The organism is [Clostridium] ammoniilyticum, from assembly GCF_025566905.1.
Taxonomy (GTDB): Bacteria; Bacillota_I; Bacilli_A; order Erysipelotrichales; family Coprobacillaceae; genus Faecalibacillus; species Faecalibacillus intestinalis.
Genome location: NZ_JAOQJR010000018.1, coordinates 26,251 through 48,274, shown reverse-complemented (window position 1 = coordinate 48,274; position 22,024 = coordinate 26,251). Strand labels below are relative to the sequence as shown.

The following is a 22,024-nucleotide window of genomic DNA, read 5'->3' as shown; positions in this document are numbered from 1 at the left end:
TTCCTGGTGTTAAGACTAATTCTGCTCCATATGCCTTCATAAGATTTCTTCTTTCTACCGACATTGTTTCTGGCATTGTAATAATGATCTTTAGATTCAATGCTGTCGCTACCGCTGATAGTCCAATTCCTGTATTTCCACTTGTTGGTTCAATCAATGTTGTATTTTCATTGATCAATCCTTTTTCTAGTGCATCTAGGATCATTTCTTTTGCAATTCTGTCTTTGACTGATCCTGCGGGATTGAAGTATTCTAGTTTTGCGAGTACATCTGCTTTCAATTCATCTTTCTTGATTAAGTTGTTTACTCTTACTAGTGGCGTATTCCCTACTAGGTCTAAAAAACTGTTTTTTACTTTGCTCATATTTACTTCTCCTTATTCCTATGGATTTAGTATGATTTAACTATATACTATCATTTCTTCTTTGTCAATAAAGATTGTATACATTTTTATATTTTATTATTCAATAATTTGAACATAATCCTATTTTTTGATACTATATTTATAATAAAAATGGAGGTTAACTATGAAGTTAGATACTGTTATTGATGATATTGTTGAAAGTTATCAAAAACACAATGATATTTCTAAGGTCGATACAATTAGACAGCCTGATAAAACAATTATCATTGATATTCTTGAACGTTTACAAGATATTATTTTTCCAGGCTTCTTTGGAAGAAAAGGTCTTAAAAGTGATTATGTTAAATATTATTTAGGTGATCAAATTCAAATTATTTATAATGATTTAAAAAATCAAATCTTACTTGCCTTTGACTATTGTGAAAACTGTAAAGATGCTTGTAAAGAAGAGGAAGCAAGAGATAAAACATTAGCTTTTTTGAAGACAATTCCCCAAATAAGAGAATACCTTGCTACAGATGCACAAGCAACATTTGATGGCGATCCAGCCGCTATTTCTATTTCAGAAATCGTACTTTCTTATCCAGGATATTATGCAATTATGGTCAATCGTATTGCTCATGAATTATATAAATTGAATATTCCACTAATTCCTCGTATTATGACAGAACATGCGCATAGTTTAACAGGAATTGATATTCATCCAGGAGCAACACTCGGTAAGTATTTAATGATTGATCATGGAACAGGTATTGTTATCGGTGAAACTACCGTGATTGGTGAACATGTTCAAATTTATCAAGGAGTAACATTAGGTGCTCTTTCTACTCATGGAGGACAAAGCTTAAAGAATGTTAAAAGACATCCTACTATAGAAGATAATGTTACAATTTATTCTAATGCTAGTGTATTAGGAGGAGATACTGTTGTTGGTGAAGGCTCTGTTATTGGTGGTAATACTTTTATTATTAAATCTGTACCAAGTGGTACAATTGTCAATAATAAAGCAGTTATGAGATTCAAGTATTCAAAAACATCTGAAGATTTTAATCAAAATGAATTCGAATAAAAAAAAGGTTGTCAATTGACAACCTTTTTATATAAGTCTTTCATAAAGTCCTGCAACAACAGGTTCCCCATAATCCATTGTTTGATATCCTTGTAATAAAAAACCACATTTTTCATAAAGATAAATTGCTGGCTTATTTGTACATAATACATCTAAACGAATCGCTTTTTGATTTAAGAATTTTGCTATTTCAATAGCTTGTTTAATAAGAAATTTTCCACATCCTCGATATTGAGGATGTATACATAAACGATGCAAAATTAAGACTTCATCATCATCCGCAAATATTTGCCATGATAGCTTGTTATAGCATTCATCATATTCATGATTTAATACCATTGCCCCAATAATTTTATTATCCTTTTCTAAAACATACAATTCATGATGACGAATATCTTTGACGATTTCTTTTTTTGAAGGATAAATATCCCTTCTCCACATAATATCATAAATAGTACCTGCCATTTCATCACTGACAATCCCGTATAAATCTTGAACTCTTTTTAAATCTTTAATGATTGCACGTCTTACTTTCATTTTAAACTCCTATATAATTCCATTTACAAATACAAAAATAACAACAATTGGCAAAATAATTGTAACATAAAATTTCATCCAATTTGGAACTTTCATTCCTTGACCAATATTTGCTTCTTTTTGATAATTTTCAAATCCCCAACCATATTTTGAAGTACAGAATAATAAATAAACAAGTGAGCCTAATGGCAACAATAACTGACTAACAATAAAATCTTCTAAATCTAAAATTGTAGAACCTGCACCTAATGGTTGAATATTGCTTAAAACATTGAATCCTAAAGCACAAGGTAATGAAAGTAAGGTAATTAAAACAAAATTAATGATTACAGCATTTTTTCTTTCAATATTTAATAACTCCATTGTACAAGCAATAATATTTTCAAAAACAGCAATAACTGTAGAAAGTGATGCAAAAGACATAAATAAGAAAAATAATGCACCCCAAATTTGACCACCAGTCATAGAAACAAAAACATTAGGTAATGTAATAAAAATTAAGCTTGGTCCACTATCTGGATTAATCCCAAAAGAAAAACATGCTGGAAAAATAATTAATCCTGCCACAACAGCAACAAATGTATCTAACATGGCAACATTCGTTGCCTCTTTTAATAAAGTTTGATCTTTATTTAAATAACTTCCAAAAATAGCCATAGACCCAATTCCAATGCTTAAAGTAAAGAAAGCTTGATTCATTGCTGAAACAATCACCTTCATCAAACCAATTTCAGAAATTTTTTGAAAATCAGGATATAAATAAAACTTGACCCCTGCCATTCCACCATCCAATAATAAACCATGAATAGCTAATAGCACAATCAAACCTAATAATCCCGTCATCATCACCTTGGTAATACGTTCAACACCATTTTGTAATCCTTTAGAACAAACAAACATTCCTATCGCTACAACAATAATCATCCAAAAAACATTTGTAGAAGGACTTGCTAGTACTTGTGAAAAAACATTTTGTACATCAGCAGTGGTTAAACCATTAAATTGTCCTGTTAAAAAATTATAAAAATATTTTAACATCCATCCTGAAACTGTCGTATAAAAAATCATTAAACAAATATTTCCAACCAATGACATATAACCATGTAAATGCCATTTTTGATTTGTTTTTTCTAAAGCTTGGAAAGATTTAACAACACTCTTTTTACTTGCTCTACCAACTGAAAATTCCATACTCAATATTGGAACACCAATTAAAAGAAGGAAAAACAAATAGAACAATACAAAGATTCCCCCACCATTTTCTCCTACTACATAAGGAAATCTCCAAACATTTCCTATTCCTATTGCACATCCTGCAGAAAGCAGGATAAATCCAATTCTTGATTTAAATTGTTCTCTTTCTTTCATAAAAACCTACCTTTTCTAACAACACAATCATCATATCATATTGATGAAAAAATAGATAATAAAAAATACTTCAAAATGAAGTATTTTTTAAGCATCTTTTAAGAAAGCTTTATAAGCTTGATATGTTTCATAAACATCTACTTTACTTACAATTTCCATTGGTGCATGCATATTTAAAACAGCAATTCCAGCATCAATAACATCCATATTATAATTACCTAAGATATAAGCGATTGTTCCGCCTCCACCTTGGTCAACACGTCCAAGTTCAGCAGTTTGATAGTGAATATTAGCATTATCCATCACTGCACGCACTTGTGCTACATATTCTGCAGAAGCATCGTTACTTCCACTTTTACCTCTTGAACCAGTATATTTATTAAAAACAATACCATTTCCAAGATATGCTGCATTTTTCTTATCATTAACATTTACAAATAATGGATCAACACCAGCTGAAACATCACTTGATAACATTTTTGAACGAGACATTGTAAGTCTTGTTTGTACAAAACTATCAATTCCCATTTTTAATAATAATTCTGCAACTGTATTTTCAAAGAATAATGAATGCGCTCCAGTAGCTCCTACTGAACCAATTTCTTCTTTATCTACTAAAATAGCACAACTTGTATATTCACTGACATCACTATCTAAAATAGCTGTAAGTGAAGTATAAGCACAAACACGATCATCATGACCATATCCAGCAACCATTGAACGATCCAAACCATAGTCTCTTGCTTTACCACTTGGTACAACTTCAATTTCAGCAGACACGAAATCTTCTTCTTCAATATCATATTTTTCTTTTAATAATTTTAAAACATTCGCTTTAACAGCATCTTTTTCTTCACCAAATAATGGCATATTTCCTAAAGTAACATCTAAGTTTTCTCCTTCAATTACTTTAGCTGCTTTTTTATCTAATTGATCTGCAGATAAATGAATTAATAAATCACTGATTCCTACAACTGGATCATTTTCATCTTCACCAATGACAACATCAACAACTGTTCCATCTTTTTTACAAACAACACCATATAAAGATAAAGGAATTGTTACCCATTGGTATTTTTTTATTCCACCATAATAATGTGTATCAGCTAAAGTAAAACCTTCTGATTCATATAAAGGATTTTGTTTTAAATCCATTCTTGGTGAATCAATATGAGCCCCTAAAATTCTCATACCTTCAGTAAGAGGTTTTTTCCCAATAATAAATAAAGCAATATTTTTTCCTCTATTTGTTACATAAACCTTGTCCCCTGATTTTAAGGTATCAAATGATTCTAATGGTTTAAAACCTTTTTCTTCAGCTAATTTAATAGAATCTTTAACACAGGCACGTTCAGTTTTATTTTTTGAAATATAATGTTTATAATCTTCATTATAATCAAATACTTCATTTAATTGATCTTTATACTTTTCCCAAGTATTTTTAGCGTACATAATCTCCATCCTCTCTTTAATACTCAAAAATTATAACACTTATTTATTCAAAATGTTCAATTATTTTTATTTTTAATAGATGTAGATTTTGATCCGTTATCATTTGATAATGACAATCAAATTCATAATCACGGTTCACAATCTCTTTTACTTGATTTTCATCAACAAAATCATATTCTGCACTTATTTGTATAAGTTTAACAAAACCATCTTCTTTTATTAATAAACTTACATCTTTTGATTCAATCAAATCTAACAATGATAAAACAAACTCAATAAATTGAATATGATTATAAAATTCATCTTTACTAATCATAATACACATATTGACTTTAGATGACATTTGACTCAAATGCGTTGTAAGTGATAAATCAAATAAATCATTTCCTGTATAAATGACAATATTCACATTAGATACGCGTTCAATATACGAATCAATGATTTTATATACTTCATCTTGATTTTGTGTCTCTAAATATTTTTTTATAGATAACATATAATAAGTTAATGAATGTTCTAAACGATAGAGTTCTTCTTTTGTCCTTTTCATCATATCATATGTAATATTTTGATATTTACGTTCTTCTAACTGTTTTGTAACTTTTTCTTTTTCATTATTAGATTCTTCTAAAAAAGCAAAAAATGTTAATGATAAAAAAACAACAAATATACACAAGAAAATAGTCATAATTGTTTTAAATGTATAACTGCCTTCCATGATTATTCTACCCTGTAAATTTAAAATCAATAAACAAGCTGTCAAATTCATCATCACTAAAACCCAATATTTATTAATAAAATAACGATATCTCTTTTGATATCTTATAAAAAGAACAGATAATAATAAATGATAGATTTTAGCTTCTACGGCTGCTAATAATAGATAATAATGACTTATAAACATCAAGGGTAACAATGCACTCAAGGTAATTAAGAGTTCATTAAATATACACATAAATAAATTATATATATATTCTTTTCGAGTAAAAAATAATAATAAAATATTCCAACATATAATATAAGCAATGGCTAATGGTGCATAATTCGCATCAAAATAGTCACTTATTATTTCTATAGAAAAGGTCATTAATGTATTCAAAACAAAATAGAGTTTTTGGTTTTTAACATGACATAATCGACTTAAAGAATAAGAAACAATAAGTGCTTCTACTAAATTAATTATAAGCTTAATTAGCATTTTTATAAAAAAAGCAATTCATTTTTTATGAATTGCTTTTCTTTCATTTTCTATTCACCAATAATTTCCATCATTGCTTTATGGAATACTTCTGTTTTACTAGCGGCATCATCAGCATCGCTGCCTTTGATTGAGAAATAGAATTTACATTTAGGTTCTGTACCTGATGGTCTTGCTGCAATCCATGAGCCATCTTCTAAGTAATATTTTAATACGTTAGATTTTGGTAATTGAATAGTTGTTCCATCAGAACAAGTACTATTTCCATAGTCTTCAACTTTTACAACTTTAACACCACCAATTTCTTGAGGTGCATCTTTTCTTAAATTATCCATGATTTCTTTAATACGTGCAGCTCCTGCAGCTCCTGCTTTAGATAAAGCAATTTGAGTTTCTTTAAATGTACCATGTTTAGCATATAATTCATTTAAAACATCAACTAAATCTTTACCTTGTTTTTTATAGAAGTTACCTGCTTCTGCAGCAGTTAAAACAGCTTGCACTGCATCTTTATCTCTAACGAAATCTTTAATAACACATCCATAAGATTCCTCATAACCAAATACAAATGTTTTTTCATGAGTTTGTTCATATTTACGAATCTTATCACCAATAAATTTAAATCCAGTTAATGTTTTTTCTACATCAACACCATAACTTCTGGCTACTAATTCACCTAAATCAGAAGTTACGATTGTATTATACATAACTGCATTATCAGGCAATGTTCCTTTTTCTTTCATTTGGCTTAAAATATATTCCAAATAAACAGCTGCTGATTGGTTACCTGACATTAAAACATATTCACCATTATGTTTAGCAACAACTCCTAAACGGTCACCATCTGGATCTGTAATAACTACAACATCTGCATCTACTTCTTTAGCTTTTTTGATAGCTAATTCATAAGATGCTGGAACTTCTGGGTTTGGAGATTTTGTATTAGAAAAATCTGGATCTGGTGCACATTGAGCTAATACTGGCACAAGATCATATCCAAGTCTTGTTAGACATGTTCTAACTGCAATATTTGATGTTCCATGTTGTGGAGAGAAAACAATTTTAAAATCACTTTTATCCATTCCTGGATTAACTTCAATTGCCATAACTTCTTTATAATAAGCTTCATCTACTTCTTCACCAATCCATGTCATATATGGATAAGCTTCTTCATCAGAGAACACTTTAATATTTAATTCATCTTCTACTTCATTTACATATTGTACAACTTGATCAGCTGCTTCTGGTAATAATTGGCATCCTGTATCATCATATACTTTATATCCATTATGTTCTTTTGGATTATGACTTGCTGTAATCATGATACCACCAGCACATTTTAAATAACGCACTGCAAATGATAATTCTGGTGTTGGACGTAATGATTCAAAGATATATGATTTAATACCATATGTTGCTAATACTTTTGCTGATTCAATCGCAAATTTATAAGACATATGTCTATTATCATATCCAATAGCTACACCTCTTTCTTTACCTTCTGGTAAAGATGCAATGTATTTAGCAAAACCAACATTTGCTTTTTGAATAACATAGATATTTAATCTATTTGTACCTGCACCTAAGATACCTCTCATCCCTGCTGTTCCGAATTCAACATCTGTATAAAATGCATCTTCCTTTGCAGTTTCATCCATTGATAATAATTCTGCTTTTAAAGCAGGATCTAAATCTTCTTTACTAACCCATTTTTGATACTTTTCGTTATAATTCATTTTTACCACCTCTTAATATAAGTATATCAAAGCTCTTTGTCAAAAACTATAGAAAAATGTAACCGTTTTCAAATTATTTTCGTATAATATCTCCCGTTTCGACATTTAAGTATGTCAAAATATCTTGAACCTTGACAATCATTTGAAAACCACGCTTTCCTGCTGAAAAAGCAACTTCATCAACTTTTAAAATACTTTCATCCATATACGTTGGAAACTGTTTTTTCATTCCTACTGGGGAACATCCTCCTCGCATATAACCTGTTACAGGTAATAAGTCCTTTTGATGGATCATTTCTACATTTTTTCTACCTGCTAATTTAGCAAGCTTTTTTAAATCAATTTCTTCTAAAACAGGAACACAACATACAAGATACTCATTATGGTTATCATGTAAAACAAGTGTTTTAAAAATAGCTTCTGGCACCATATCTACCTGACTTGCTACATGTCTTCCATCTAAATGATCTTCATCATATTCATATTCCTTTATCAAATAAGCAATCTTTGCTTTATCCAACATTCTAAGCGCATTTGTTTTAAACTTCTTAGCCATGATTTACACCTCTGAATTCATTATAGCATAAAAAAAGGGAATCATGTTGATTCCCTTTTCATTAATGCTATTATTCAGCAACTTTTTGTTCTTTGATTACTTTAGCAATTGAAGCAACTACATCTTCTTCGTCATCACCTTCAGCTACGATAGTAACTGTAGCTTTAGTAGGAACACCTAAAGACATAACTCCCATGATAGATTTTAAGTTTACTTCTTTATCATTATAAACTAATTTAATATTGCTAGTGAATTTGCTAGCTTGGTTTACTAAGATAGTAGCTGGTCTAGCATGTAATCCAACTGGATCAGATACTACGAAAGATAATTCTTTTGCCATTATATGACTCCTCCTTAAAAATTTCTATGATACAATTATAGCATCATATTTTTAGAATTTCTAGAGATTTTCTAAAAAAATAAAGCGTTTACATATTTAAATCAAATTTAGTCGATATATACTACATTTTTTTAATTTATAAATTAAAAAAACAGGAAATTTTTTTAATTTTCCTGTTTCATATCATTTTTTCTTGCTATTACCATAAATTTATGAGTAGTAATTTCATAAAATTGATTCTTTTTGATTTTCTTTAATACATCGGCATAGAAGTTCATAAATTGCTCATATTTTTCCACTCTTTCAGGAGAAATACTCTTCATAAAAGCAAGAACTGCTGATAAAGAATGAAAACGAATATGTCCTACATCTTCATAACTATCAACAATATCAAATCCTATCTCTGTAAGAGTTGACTGACAAGCCTCTTTATTCCATTGTCCTTTTAATTTAAACGGAATAAACATATTAATAATTTCTTTATAATTGTCACTTCCTAATTGATCAACAACTAAATAACCACCTGGTTTTAAAATACGATACATTTCAAATTTATCATAATTAGATAACTCATTAACAACAACATCTAATTTTTCATCTTTAAAAGGCATTTTCCCTTGTGAAGTAAAAGTTGTTACTTTGACACCTTTTTCTTCTAAGGTTTCTCTTGCTTTTGTTGGATTTAATTCTACAGAATACGTAATTGGTGGTAATTTTTCAAATTGTGAAGTAAAATTTCCACCATCTACTGATATAACAGCTAAATGATTTTCTTCATTTAAATAATCTTCAATTATTCTATGTGGTTCATAACTAGGAATTGTTTGTTGCATGAGCTCTTCGCCTTGATTTAAAACAGCTTGTTCTATTTCATTTTTTAATTCTTCACTTTCAACAATATCCTTTTTAAAACGAAAATTAATATAATAATAATAAACAATTTGTGAAAGAGCATCACTAATAACTCCTACCGCAATAAAACCTAACAATTGTAAAAACCACATTGTAGAAAATGCTTTTTCCACAGAAACAATCATATAACAAAGAAATGCTACAAAAATAATTGAAAACTGATTACGATAAACAAACTTTGAATGGTATCTTAAAAAATAACGTACATTTGACATCTTTCTTGCTTGTCTACCTTCAATTTCAGCAAACACTAATCTTAAAAAGATAAGTGTAATTGCATAGAAAACTAATAATACAATATAATATTCCATAGATTACCCCTTATAAATTAAATTTCCTTCCAAATCATAATATGCTTTATGATTTTTCTTCCTTAAATATTTACCATTATATAATTGATATTCTCCTTCAAGAGAAAATACAGATTCACCTTTTTCCATATCATATAAATATGTTGTTCCACTTTTATTTAATAAAGCATAAACTTTACCATCAAATTCAAAAACTTGACTTTCACCCATGAAATAATCATGAATATCTATTTTTCCTTTAGTATTAATAATTTCATACTTACTATTTGTTTCATAGGCTGCATAATATCCTTCTCCAATAGATTCAATCTTTACATAATTTTTAGATTGTTTTGCTCCTTTAGAATTCATTAAATAATACTTTTCACCATCTTTAGAAACAACCGCCACTCCATATTGATCAAAATCTTGAGCATCTTTATAAATTGTTTTAATTGCTTCTTTACCATTAAAACCATAATATTGATATCCTTTATTTTGAACATATACTGGGAAAATATGACCGTGTACCGAAGCAACATTAGGATTTAACTGAATACCTTTAACATCTTTTTCTTTACCATCTTTAGTAAATTTATGTGGACCATAAATATAACTTGCATTTTTAGATAAATAATTATTTACATCTTTATAATAACTTGTTGCTACAACATCCTTTTTACCATCTAAAGATAACAATCTTATACCATCCTCATTTTTTAAAATAAGTGATGAATCTTTGAATTTTACAGAATCTACTTCTACATTTTTTTCAAATTTAACTTTTCCTTTTAAATTAACATAAGCTAAGTTTATTTGTTGTTGATCATATAAAACAAAACCTTTTTTATAATCATTAGCAACAACCTTATATTGTCCTTTTAATTTAATAGTTAAGCCTTCTTCATCATTTTGACTATTTGAAGAAGTATCAAAAAGTACAGTTTTATCTTTATATGCTACTGTAATAAATGAATCATGATAAATTCCAGCATAATTGATTGCTTTTTTAGAAGTAGTTACAACTTCACCTTCACTATTTAAAACAGAATATTTTTTATTCTTATAGATAACAGGTAAATCATACATATAAATTTTTACCTTTTTACTATCTTTATATAATTCCTTCCCTTGTTGATCATAAATTGTATACTTGCCTTTAGCATCTTTAGCAACAATCATATTTTCAACAACGGATAATGTTGTTCCTTTTTTATATTTAATTAATTTTTTACCAGTTGTTGAAATATATTCATATTTTTTATCATGAACGACTACGTATCCTTCATTTTCTACCTTTTTATAAGAAGAATAAATAAACTTTGTTTTTAAATCTCCTTCTGATGTACATAAAGCATATTTATTATTTTTTTCAACAAATAATGTTTGTGTTATTGATTTACTTGAACAACCTGTTATTGTAAGCATCATGATAAGCATGCATGCTAGAAACTTTTTTTTCATAACGATGACCTCCTTGGTATGTTTATTATAACATAATAATGAGTTTATGAAATATTTATTAATTGTTCATGAACTATAAAAAAGGATTCAAAACGAATCCTATTTTTCTAATACATATTTAATCATTTCTTGAATTTCTTTTTCATTTTTTGCTCTTAATAAATAAACTTGATTTCCCATTGCCGCTGCTAATGCATCAGGTACAATTTCATGAGAAATAAGTTGATCTTTAAATTTCATACGTATTTGTTGACTATGATGTTTATATTTTAAAACGTCTCTTCTTCCAGCATATCCAATACAATATTGTTGTTTAGGTTCAATAAAACAACGATCATAAATCAACATGTCCGCAAAAATATCATAGACATTTGCGTTATATGAATAATTCATCATATCTGGAATATAGGCTCCAGGTGCTCTCATATTGACTTCTAAACCAACAAGATCTCCTTTTTTTCCTAAACCCCCTTTATCTTTACCTAATCTAAAGAATTCAAAATGGAAGAATTTTTGTTTAGCGTCAAAAGCCTTAACAACACGACTTCCTACTTCTTTAATATCACTACCTTCAACAATTTGTCCATAAAAAGCAGTATCTCCACCTTCATTGACCGTATCCATAATAGATTCCATCATCACATGACTTGTACAAATCAAAATATTTCCTTGACTATCAGTAATACCATCAAAAGTTTCTACAAGACCATCAATATATTCTTCTGCAATAAAGCTAATATTTCGATCCCAATTCTTTAAAAATTCCTTAACTTGTTTATTATTTTTTAATTTATATGTAGAAGAAGCACCCACACCATTATCTGGTTTTACAACAATTGGAAAACCAACTTCTTTACAAAAATCTAAAAGTTCTTGATCATCTTTAAATACTTTATATTTTGCTGTTGGAACATTTGCTTTCTTATAAACATCTTTCATTTTTGATTTAAATTTCATCACTTCTAATTCTTTTGGTCTTAACCCATGATGAATATTAAAATCTTCTCTTAACTGAGCTTCTAATTCAAGCCAAAATTCATTTTGTGATTCAATATAATCAATGCGTCCATATTTCCCAATAAAAAATCCCATTGCACGATAAACTTCATCATAATTTTGAAGATTATTGACACGATAATATTCTACTAAGCTTTCCTTTGTTTCATTTACTAAATCATCATAAGGTGCATCTCCAATCCCTAAAACTGTAACACCTCTTTCTCTAAGTGATTTACAAAAATTCCAATAATATGTTGGAAAATTTGGTGAGATAAAGACTAAATTCATATTTCGATTTCCCCCCCTTTATAAAATATGTCCTAAAAAATAGGGTAATTGTTTACGCCACCAAGGCCAATCATGGTTGACATCGCTTCCCCAAAAGTCACACCATGCATTGACACCTAAACGATCAAATGTTTCTTTCATTAATCCTGTTGATTTAACCATTTCATCTTCCCATGCACCTTGTCCACAACAAAGAATAATATGTCTTTGATTGTATAAATCAACATAAGGATGATTTCTTGACATCCCATTTAAGTACTTTAAAGGACTATTATTATAAATATTTTCATCAACATATTGTCCAAAGAAAAGATCAGTATCATAATATCCACTTAAAGCAATACATCCCATAAATAAATCAGGTCTTCGAAGCATCATATTTGCTGCATGTGTTGCTCCTAAAGAACATCCTGTCGTATAAATCATCTTTCCTGTACCATTAATTTCTTTTATTCTAGGCACTATTTCATCACAAATATAGTAATAAAATTGTTCTAATAAATAACTACGACGTGCTTTGTCTCCCATTTCATCAGAATAACTTTCTTCATCAATGCTTCCGACACAAAACAATTGTACATAACCATTTTCTATTTTATCTTTGATCACATCGACCATTCCAAAATTTTCATAATCTTGAGGATGACCATCTTGTGCTGGAAAGACAAGAAGTGGCACACCACTATGTCCATAAACGATAAAATCCATATTTCTATCTAAACATTGACTGTATTCACTATAGTATCTTTTTTCCATAAAAATACCTCCTACTACTTTTATTGTAGCACAAAGTATTTCCTATTTAAAAACCAAATATTTTTAATCTTAGTTTTTGATTCATCATCAATGATAAAGTTAATTTAACTGTTTCTCTTCCTAATTTTGCTTCTTGACAATCCTTCATAACTATTTCTAATAATTTCATTAAAATATAATATTCTTTTGAATAATGAATCTTTAATTCACTAACAAATGATTCAAAAGGATAAAGTTGGTAGTCTTTTTCCATTAATAAAATTATTCTTTCTACTTCTAAAAGAGATTGATTAAATGATTGTTTTTCTTTTAAATCATCATATACTTCTTTCAAATTATTGAAATATTTCATTAACCCCGCTGGTATTTTTTCTATTTTATCTTTATAAACTAAAACATCTGTAATATTTAAATCTAAATAATCTTCACTTTCAGTAAAAGGTATATAGGCTATTTGTTCTTTTAAATAATTACGATCAACTTCTTTAGAGATAGTAGCCCATTCTTCATCAAAATCCTTTTGATAAAAATCACACAATAATAATAAAGGTAATACAATTGATTTTAATTCGATGATTTCTTTTAATAATTGGAAAACAATTTCCTTATGTTCTACTTCTACTTTTTCTAACTGTTGACTAAAAATCAATACTAAAAAGTGTTTTAATAAAGCATATTGATCGTCTTGACATTCCTTTTGATATTGTTTAATTAATTCTTCTATTATTTTTAAAGAATGTTCCAGCTCTTGATTTTTATCTTCTAATAATCGAAATGTTTCCTCTTTGCCAAATAAATAAAAATAGACCTCTATCGCTGATAAAAAATCATAATGTTCTTCTAAATAGCACTTATCCCAATTACCTTTATGTAAATACCAAAGGTCTGTTTTATATGCGGAATAATGTTGATCCAAGACCGTATTTAACCAACCTACAGTTTTCATTTGATCAACAATTATCCCATTTTCTACTTTTTTTAAAACAGCTAAAGCATATGTAATTTTATGATAAATACAGCTCTTTTCTATTTCACAATTTTCAAAATAACTATAATCAAAATCTTGATAATCTTTAACATCCTTTAAAACAATTATTTCTTGATTTTCAAAAAGAACATTTTCTTTTTTCATGATTCCTGCATAATGCAATATATGTTTATATTTTTCACTATATTCTCTATATATTTGATCCATATTCATTCCCCTTTATTCTATATTCTTATTCTATTCCTAAATAACCTTTTCGTCATTGGACAAATAGTACAAAAAAAGAGAAATATTATATTTCTCCACGACAATCAATTACCATATCATTCCATTTAGCATTTCCATGAGTAGATGCTGAAACTTTTACAAATTTAAAACCGCAACTTTCATAAAAAGGAATAAGATGATCTTTACATGTCAAAATAAATCCGTCTACATCATTTTTTCTTTTCTCTACATATTCCTTTACCATTTCTCTAGCATAACCATGTCCTCTATATTCAGGTAAAATACAGACTGAAAAAATCATTTGATATTTTCCATTTTCTTGATGTAAAAAAGCATTTTCGTACATACTATCTGGTAGATTACATTCATTATTTCTTAGACCACCAATATAACCGATTGCTTGATGAGCAATATAAAAAATTTCAAATCCTTCATGATAAACTGCTAATCTTTCTTTTAATGATTGGTAACTTGCTGCCTCTTGTATAGGAAAACAGGTTGTTTCTATATGATAAAGTAATTCTAAATCTTGTATCGTTACTTGTTTTAACATGATTTTCTCCTAAATCATGGCATAAAGACCAACAAAAGGCATGACTAAAATAAGTGCAGGAACAAGATTCATCGCTCTTACATCTAATATTTTAGAAACAGTTAACCCTGTAATCATTGTAATGACACCACCACAAGCCTTAAAATCAGCAATCATTGTTGAATTTACAAATGGTAAGATTGCTTTTGCTAGAAAGAAACATGCAAGTAAAATAAGTAATTGTGGAACACATATTAAACTTTGTGCATAACCTAAAGCAGCTCCAAATAAAACAGCTGTAAAAAAATCTAAAACCGATTTAGAAATTAAAACAGATGCATCACCTGACATTCCTTCTGTAAGAGCTCCAAATAATCCCATTCCAGACATTGAAAACATCAAAACAACTAATAAATAAAGATGCATATATTCTTCTTGATTACCTTCTATATGAAAAGGTAGCTTATCTAATAAAAATGCAAAGATATCATGAACATGATCATATAAATGACATAGTTCACCAATAACAAAACCTAAAATAATAGCCATAATAACCATAGGCAATGTTTTTACATTTAAAATAGAAGTAATCCCAATCGTAACTGAACAAATCCCAAATACTTTTGGAAGTTCTTCAATAAGATGTTTTGGTAATATTTTTTTAATAAATCCTCCGATAAATGTACCAATAAAGACAGCACATACATTTGTTAGAACGCCAACTGGCATAAAATCACCACCTTCTGTCCTATTATAACAAAACATAAATGAGTTGCACATAGAAAATTATGTACACCAACATATAAAAAAATTGTTAGATCTATATAAGATTTAACAACATGTAAAACAATTCTTTAATTTTATAAGTATTTAATATACCCCATATAATCAAATAAAAGGAAATACAAATGATCGTAAAACCTACTAATCCACCAATTTGAAAATAATACCAAAAGCCAAAAACAATGCATGCTATTAATAATATTATAAATCCACATTTCTTTTTGTACTTCTTTATATAATCATTTACTATTGGTAAATGATAGATATTTATTAATAAAGCAAAAATGACTAACCCATTAAACATACAATTTATAAAATTATCCGTTCTAATAATAGAAGTAGACAATATCAAACAACATAGAATAATCATTGTAATCTTAAATAAACTATTATTTAATATTCCATTAATCTTCACTTTTACATGATTTTTCATATAACACTTTCCTTTTTATTTTGGTAGTGTCAAAAATCTATATTAAATAGCGTAAATACACTACCTTCCAATTTATCTATATAAACAGTAAAATGATTACTGAGTATATCTTAGTAATCATCTTTTTTTGTTTTATCATAAAAAAATAAATAATCATCTAAAACATTATTAAAACAAATTAATTTATTATTCATTTTTTTATCTACAAAATCTTTTACTGAATGAATCATAAATGCCTCCTTATTATATAAATGAAAAAAGAATTATAAAATTTGATTCGGAATTGTTACGTCTTTCATTTGGGAGAATGAATTTTATTTTTAATCAAAAGTTATAATTCTTTAAACTACTTAGAATTAAGTTACCAATTTATAAAAGTACGTATTTATGTGTGCATAAAATATAATGATTAAGCATGTATAGAAATGATTTACAATAAAATTATCTTTTTTATGAGGTTTTAATATTTTTGGGGAAGTTATTATTAAAATGAAAATACCTAATATCATATTCTCATAGATACACCCTATTGTTTCTTTTATAAATTATTCATTCTACTTAAATTCTTTTTTTACAACTACTCAATATTAAATAAGAATTGTTATTTAAACACTTAATGTTTATTGGAGAATGCCTCCTGTCTATAAATTTAAGAGTTAGGATCATTAAATGGATTATAATATCTATAATTGTGCAATGTACCAAAATTAATTTTTATCTAGACATCTTTAACAATAATCTTATTTTTAACTTTTAGAATATTAACTTATAAGCCTACCCTCTATCTAAGATTAACAAGCGATTTATAATATTAAGTTTTATAGAGTGGTAGCTTTTTAGATTGCTATTAAAATCTAAAAGCTTTCATTATTTTGTGTTGTATCACCTTCTATAAATATTTTAATGAATAAGGTTTATATGTAATAAAAATTTAAAGAAGTATTAAAAAACGAGCTTGTACCTATTCATTAATAATTAACTACTTTAGATAGCAAACTCAACCGATTGAGTTTAGCTTACCTAAGCTACAATAAATGCTTTAATATTTTGAACACATTTATTTATAACTTGATGGTATGATAGCATACAATTTTATGCGTTTTTTCCCATATTTTTTATTTATCTATTTAATTTTTTGAGAATATTAAAATAAACAGTCCCTATCAAATTTTTAATATAGAAATTATTGCAAGAAGAATATATTAAATCCTTTTGACTTTATCAATATTTTGGTAAAGTAGACTTATTCAACGTATTGAATGGACTTTTCTAGCGTAACATTCAACTCAGCAAGTCTATGTTTTCAATTTATGAATACAGGATAACTTAGTAAACTTTTGTATAAGTGCTTTAGCTGATATCTAATAACCAAAACTTTTCGATGGTCAGGTTCATCGTAATGATTGATCCACCCCATCGAAATTTAATGAAAAATAGCAGTTGATCAAGTCTATCGGAATACTTGGTCAACCTAATCGGAATAAGTGATCAATTAGAGTGGAATAATCATTTATCAATTATTTTCTTTTCACTTTCAATAAGAAAAAAGTTTTTATTTCCACAATTAATAATAAGTCTCTATTTTTCAATAACTATTGTAAAATTATATCTTACTTAAGATAATATTTTAATTTTAAAGATAAAAAATTCTTCATCCTGCAATGCTTTATATTCTATATTGTAATTATTCAGAATATTACTTACAATATATAAACCTAATCCATTACTATTTTCCTTATTTAAATCAAATTTAACATCAAATATTTCATCCATATTCGAAATTTTATTGTTACCGTATGAATTTTCTATATATAACCAATCATTAACCATCCCAATATTAATTACCCCATTTACATCAGTATATTTTACCGCATTACTAATCAAATTAGATAAAATAATCTTTAAAGCTGTTTTTCCTATATAAACATTCTCATCTAATATATAATTATTGACAGTTATTTTCTTTTGATGTGCTAATATTTCATACTTTTTTAATACATCTTCTAATGTATCATTTATTTTCAAATATTCTTCATCATTATTCAAATTTTCTATAGAATGAACTGATAATATTTGAGAAATATTTTTTGTTAAACTATCAACGATTTCAATGCATTCATTAATATAAATATCTTTTTCTTTATATTTTCCAATATTGTATTTCATGTTTTCCAGTATTATTTTAAGACTAGCAAGAGGAGTTTTAAGTTCATGGGATGCACCTTTAAAAAAGTCATATTTTAACTTTTCTAATTTTAAAATTTCTTTATTTTTAAATTCTAAATCGTCAATTGTTCTTAATAAAGTAGAATACAAATCATTAATTTGTTGTTTTAATTCTCCAACTTCATCATTAGAGCTAACTTCTAAACGTATTTTTTTATCAAGTTTCATCATTTTATCAGTAACAATTTGTATTTCTTGTACATTGTTTTTTATTAATTTTGCATAAATTAAAGAAATAATAGAAGAAAATAAAATTGATATTAACAAAGAGTATGGTAAAAATTTAAGACTTAAATCTTTTGCATCTTTTTGCATATCAGCTGTAGAGACAAATTGTAGATATGTTTTTTTACCATCATTAAGCTTTATTTCTCTTTCTTCAATTATCAAAGAATTACTATTACTTTCTAAATTAGTATCTATATTATCTTTGATTTTTATTTCATTATTATTATTATTTCTTTCTTTTATAAATGCCTTTATTTCGCTACTTTTAGAATAAAGTTCCAAGGTTTGTTCTATATATTTTATTTCTTTTCCATTCATAATACTGGAAATTTCATTTGCTTTATTATAGACCTCTTCTTTTCTGGTCTCCAAATATGTTTTAGGAAAAATAAAGAAAACTAATAAATGAACTAATATAATTATTATTCCAAGAACTGAAAATATTTGTATGAACATTTTGGGAAATATCTTTAATTTTTTCATTTTCTCATTTTATCTCCAATTTATATCCCACATTTCTTATAGTGGTTATGCAGTCTAATTGTAATTTTTTTCTAAGTTCTTTTATGTATACGTCTATTACTCGATCGTAAGGAATTTCTTCGCTATCTTTCCATACATAATCAATAATTTGCATTCTAGTTAATACTTGTCCATTATTATCCAATAGACACTTTAATACATCTAGTTCTTTTGCATTTACATCTATTTCTTCATCATTTATTTTAGCTGTATAGCTATTAAAGTTAACCGATAAATCCTTATATTCAAACGTCTCTAAATGTCCATAATTCTTTTTAATCAAAGAATCTATTCTAACCTTTAAGACTGGCAATGAAAATGGCTTTTCTATATATCCATCTGCTAAATTAGTAAATGCATCAATTTTATATTCTTCATCACTAAATGCAGTCAAGATTAGAATTGGTAAATTGCTTTTCTTTCTAATTTCTTTCAACACTTCTAAACCATTTATAAAAGGTATCTGAATATCTAAGATAACCAAATTTATAGCGTTATTAAATTTTGACAAAGCTTCTATTCCATCTTTAGCTTGAATAACAGTATATCCAAATTCCAAAAGATATTCACTTATTCCCTCTCTGATCATATTATCATCTTCAACAATTAATATTTTCATAAATACCTCCACTTAAGCCTATACACTTATATTATACAGAATATTATTTGATATTTAAAAGTCAAAAAAATTTCGGTGCTAGAAAGCACCAAAACTTTTAATTATCATCAATTAATAATTCTTTTGGGTTTCTTCTTAATATATTGAATGAAGAAACAATCAATGAAACAAGTAGTATTAAACTCATAAATATAACTACATAAATTATGAACTTAGGTACTACATTTATATCTAAACTTGATAATGTCTTATTAAATCCTTCAGCTTCTGCCCCACCACCTAATTGGCTAGATGCAGATTGTCTAGCTATTTGTTTAGCTATATCACCAGTAACCTTATTCAATATATTATTCCCAAGTTTGCTAGCTGTGTATTGAGCTAAGAAATAAGAACCAACGAATGCGGGGATTGATATAAATATCATCTCAATTAGGAATTGACCAAAAATTTCTAATTTTGATATACCTAATGATAGTAATACTGCTATTTCTTTCTTTCTAGCATTCATCCATAAGAATAGTAATAATGAAACTACAATTCCTGCAAATATTAATGAACCTACAAATAATTTATTTGAAATTGAGTAGATACCTGATATAGATTGTTGTAATGCAGGGTAATTTGATGAACTTTTAATCAAATTATATTCTCTCCAATTTATATCTAATTTCCCAAGATCTTTTATGACACTATCAAGATTCTTATCACCTTTTACAAAGAATGTTGCATCTTGGTATACAGCTGTATCTTCTGTATTACCATAAACTTTAGCGGCCGTATCAATATCAGTGATTAATGTATTTTCGTATAGTTCCTGTGCTGCACTTACTCCACCACTATTATGCCCATCGAATAGACCTTTAATTTCTACTTCTACTGTTTCATCTGCACCTTTTTCATTATCAGCATCAAATAAATTAGATTTTAATTTTATCTTATCTCCAACTTTAAGATTATTTTTTTTAGCTAAATCTTTATGCATTAAGATTTTATTTTTATCTTCATTTTCTAAATGCTTTCCTTCTACTAATTTATATGCTTCTGATACAAATTTTGTTTCTTTTGATGAGTCATTAACCCCAGTTAACATAACTGTTCTTTTGAAATTCTTCGCTCTTTCAGGCGATTGATTCGCAAGAGTCTCTTGAGTTTCAATAATATCATAATCAACTAAATCTGCAACACTGTTTATTCTTTTTACATAGGATTCTACACTATCTGTTTGAGATATCTTTTTTATATCTTCACCTTTTACATTTCCCCCACCTCTAGGTGTTCCTGGATTAACTTGTCTATTTATCTCCATAGAAAAACTATTTGTTATATTAGCCAATGTTTCTTTTGAAGCTCTGTCCGTAGCATCTTTAATAGATAAACTAATAAAACTTAAAATTGACATAGATAAAATAACTAACATAATAATTAATGATTTTAAGCTTTTTCTAGTTACATAAGCAAATGCATTTTTTACCATTATTCAACCTCCAAATTCATTTTATTTACTTTTTTCAAATTTTTACCACTTAGTTCTAAAATAATATCCGCAGAATCTGCTACTTCCTTACTATGTGTTACAACTATTACACATTTATTTTTGTCTTTAGCCAACGTCTTTAATATATCAATTATTTCTCCAGCAGTAACACTGTCTAAATTACCAGTAGGTTCATCAGCTAGTATTATTGGCGCATTTGATACCAATGCTCTAGCAATTGCTACTCTTTGTTGCTGTCCACCAGATAATTTCATAACATTTCTTTTTATTTGTTTTTTATCTAAACCTAGTTCAAACAAGATACTTTCATCTGCTGATTTGTTTACTAATCTAATATTTTCAATCGGTGTTAAATAATCTATTAAATTGTAGTTTTGAAATACTAAAGATATATTATTTTTTCTATGATTGTTATATCCTTTCTTTTGTATATCTTCATTCTTAAACAATATTTTTCCTGTTTTAGGTTTATCAAGTCCAGCAAGTAAGGAAAGAAGTGTAGTTTTTCCTGTTCCTGACTTTCCTACGATCGCATAAAACTTCCCAAGTTCAAATTTTTGATTTACTCCTGACAAAACTTTTTCTTTAGAATTTACATAACTATATGCCACATTCTTTATTTCTAATATATCCATTATTTT

21 protein-coding genes are annotated in these 22,024 nt (G+C 27.4%); 1 reads left to right on the top strand and 20 read right to left on the bottom strand.

From position 1 onward, the window contains the following. On the bottom strand, positions 1 to 364 hold a 364-nt coding region (locus tag OCV55_RS12865; protein ID WP_147580819.1), incomplete at its 3' end, for a PLP-dependent cysteine synthase family protein. A gap of 163 nt (positions 365 to 527) precedes the next feature. Between OCV55_RS12865 and OCV55_RS12860 the strand changes: the two genes are divergently transcribed. Next, complete coding sequence (locus OCV55_RS12860; protein ID WP_032089919.1) at positions 528 to 1,433, top strand: serine O-acetyltransferase; 906 nt, start codon at positions 528 to 530, stop codon at positions 1,431 to 1,433. A 27-nt stretch (positions 1,434 to 1,460) separates the two neighbouring features. Here OCV55_RS12860 and OCV55_RS12855 read toward each other — a convergent pair whose 3' ends face one another. The 19 genes from OCV55_RS12855 to OCV55_RS12765 form a co-directional block, all read right to left on the bottom strand. Then, complete coding sequence (locus OCV55_RS12855; protein ID WP_052010845.1) at positions 1,461 to 1,970, bottom strand: GNAT family N-acetyltransferase; 510 nt, start codon at positions 1,968 to 1,970, stop codon at positions 1,461 to 1,463. 9 nt (positions 1,971 to 1,979) lie between these two features. Then, on the bottom strand, positions 1,980 to 3,338 hold the full coding sequence (locus tag OCV55_RS12850) for a sodium-dependent transporter (protein WP_147580818.1): 1,359 nt from the start codon (positions 3,336 to 3,338) through the stop codon (positions 1,980 to 1,982). An 87-nt stretch (positions 3,339 to 3,425) separates the two neighbouring features. After that, positions 3,426 to 4,790 carry an aminopeptidase gene (locus OCV55_RS12845; RefSeq protein WP_032089917.1) on the bottom strand — a complete coding sequence of 455 codons (1,365 nt, stop codon included), beginning with the start codon at positions 4,788 to 4,790 and terminating at the stop codon, positions 3,426 to 3,428. 43 nt (positions 4,791 to 4,833) lie between these two features. Continuing rightward, positions 4,834 to 5,988, bottom strand: a complete 1,155-nt coding sequence (locus tag OCV55_RS12840) for a hypothetical protein (RefSeq protein ID WP_147580817.1) — start codon at positions 5,986 to 5,988, stop codon at positions 4,834 to 4,836. Between the two features lie 50 nt (positions 5,989 to 6,038). Continuing rightward, positions 6,039 to 7,724 carry a phospho-sugar mutase gene (locus OCV55_RS12835; RefSeq protein WP_032089915.1) on the bottom strand — a complete coding sequence of 562 codons (1,686 nt, stop codon included), beginning with the start codon at positions 7,722 to 7,724 and terminating at the stop codon, positions 6,039 to 6,041. 73 nt (positions 7,725 to 7,797) lie between these two features. Further along, entirely contained in the window at positions 7,798 to 8,280 is a 483-nt protein-coding gene (ybaK, locus tag OCV55_RS12830; protein ID WP_032089914.1) for a Cys-tRNA(Pro) deacylase, read from the bottom strand. Between the two features lie 70 nt (positions 8,281 to 8,350). Continuing rightward, positions 8,351 to 8,620, bottom strand: coding sequence for a phosphocarrier protein HPr (locus OCV55_RS12825; protein WP_032089913.1), 270 nt, complete (start codon positions 8,618 to 8,620; stop codon positions 8,351 to 8,353). A gap of 164 nt (positions 8,621 to 8,784) precedes the next feature. After that, positions 8,785 to 9,843, bottom strand: a complete 1,059-nt coding sequence (locus OCV55_RS12820; RefSeq protein ID WP_032089912.1) for a class I SAM-dependent methyltransferase — start codon at positions 9,841 to 9,843, stop codon at positions 8,785 to 8,787. A gap of 3 nt (positions 9,844 to 9,846) precedes the next feature. Further along, positions 9,847 to 11,286 (bottom strand): hypothetical protein, encoded by a 1,440-nt coding sequence (locus OCV55_RS12815; RefSeq protein ID WP_147580816.1) that lies wholly within the window; start codon positions 11,284 to 11,286, stop codon positions 9,847 to 9,849. 99 nt (positions 11,287 to 11,385) lie between these two features. Continuing rightward, complete coding sequence (locus OCV55_RS12810) at positions 11,386 to 12,573, bottom strand: ATP-grasp domain-containing protein (RefSeq protein ID WP_147580815.1); 1,188 nt, start codon at positions 12,571 to 12,573, stop codon at positions 11,386 to 11,388. An 18-nt stretch (positions 12,574 to 12,591) separates the two neighbouring features. After that, positions 12,592 to 13,329 (bottom strand): esterase family protein, encoded by a 738-nt coding sequence (locus OCV55_RS12805; protein WP_032089909.1) that lies wholly within the window; start codon positions 13,327 to 13,329, stop codon positions 12,592 to 12,594. Between the two features lie 46 nt (positions 13,330 to 13,375). After that, complete coding sequence (locus OCV55_RS12800; RefSeq protein WP_147580814.1) at positions 13,376 to 14,524, bottom strand: hypothetical protein; 1,149 nt, start codon at positions 14,522 to 14,524, stop codon at positions 13,376 to 13,378. A gap of 85 nt (positions 14,525 to 14,609) precedes the next feature. Further along, the gene (locus OCV55_RS12795) at positions 14,610 to 15,098 is read right to left on the bottom strand and encodes a GNAT family N-acetyltransferase (RefSeq protein WP_052010844.1); all 489 of its coding nucleotides are present in this window, start codon (positions 15,096 to 15,098) and stop codon (positions 14,610 to 14,612) included. A 9-nt stretch (positions 15,099 to 15,107) separates the two neighbouring features. Then, the gene (locus OCV55_RS12790; protein WP_032089906.1) at positions 15,108 to 15,806 is read right to left on the bottom strand and encodes a DUF554 domain-containing protein; all 699 of its coding nucleotides are present in this window, start codon (positions 15,804 to 15,806) and stop codon (positions 15,108 to 15,110) included. Positions 15,807 to 15,897: 91 nt separating this feature from the next. Beyond that, positions 15,898 to 16,293, bottom strand: a complete 396-nt coding sequence (locus tag OCV55_RS12785; RefSeq protein ID WP_147580813.1) for a hypothetical protein — start codon at positions 16,291 to 16,293, stop codon at positions 15,898 to 15,900. A 1,614-nt stretch (positions 16,294 to 17,907) separates the two neighbouring features. Beyond that, positions 17,908 to 19,230 (bottom strand): sensor histidine kinase, encoded by a 1,323-nt coding sequence (locus tag OCV55_RS12780; RefSeq protein ID WP_147580812.1) that lies wholly within the window; start codon positions 19,228 to 19,230, stop codon positions 17,908 to 17,910. Positions 19,231 to 19,234: 4 nt separating this feature from the next. Beyond that, positions 19,235 to 19,888, bottom strand: coding sequence for a response regulator transcription factor (locus OCV55_RS12775; protein WP_032089903.1), 654 nt, complete (start codon positions 19,886 to 19,888; stop codon positions 19,235 to 19,237). A 97-nt stretch (positions 19,889 to 19,985) separates the two neighbouring features. After that, positions 19,986 to 21,362 carry an ABC transporter permease gene (locus OCV55_RS12770; RefSeq protein ID WP_147580811.1) on the bottom strand — a complete coding sequence of 459 codons (1,377 nt, stop codon included), beginning with the start codon at positions 21,360 to 21,362 and terminating at the stop codon, positions 19,986 to 19,988. Continuing rightward, positions 21,362 to 22,018 (bottom strand): ABC transporter ATP-binding protein, encoded by a 657-nt coding sequence (locus tag OCV55_RS12765; protein WP_032089901.1) that lies wholly within the window; start codon positions 22,016 to 22,018, stop codon positions 21,362 to 21,364. Before OCV55_RS12765 ends, OCV55_RS12770 begins: the two co-directional genes overlap by 1 nt. Positions 22,019 to 22,024 lie beyond the last annotated feature (6 nt).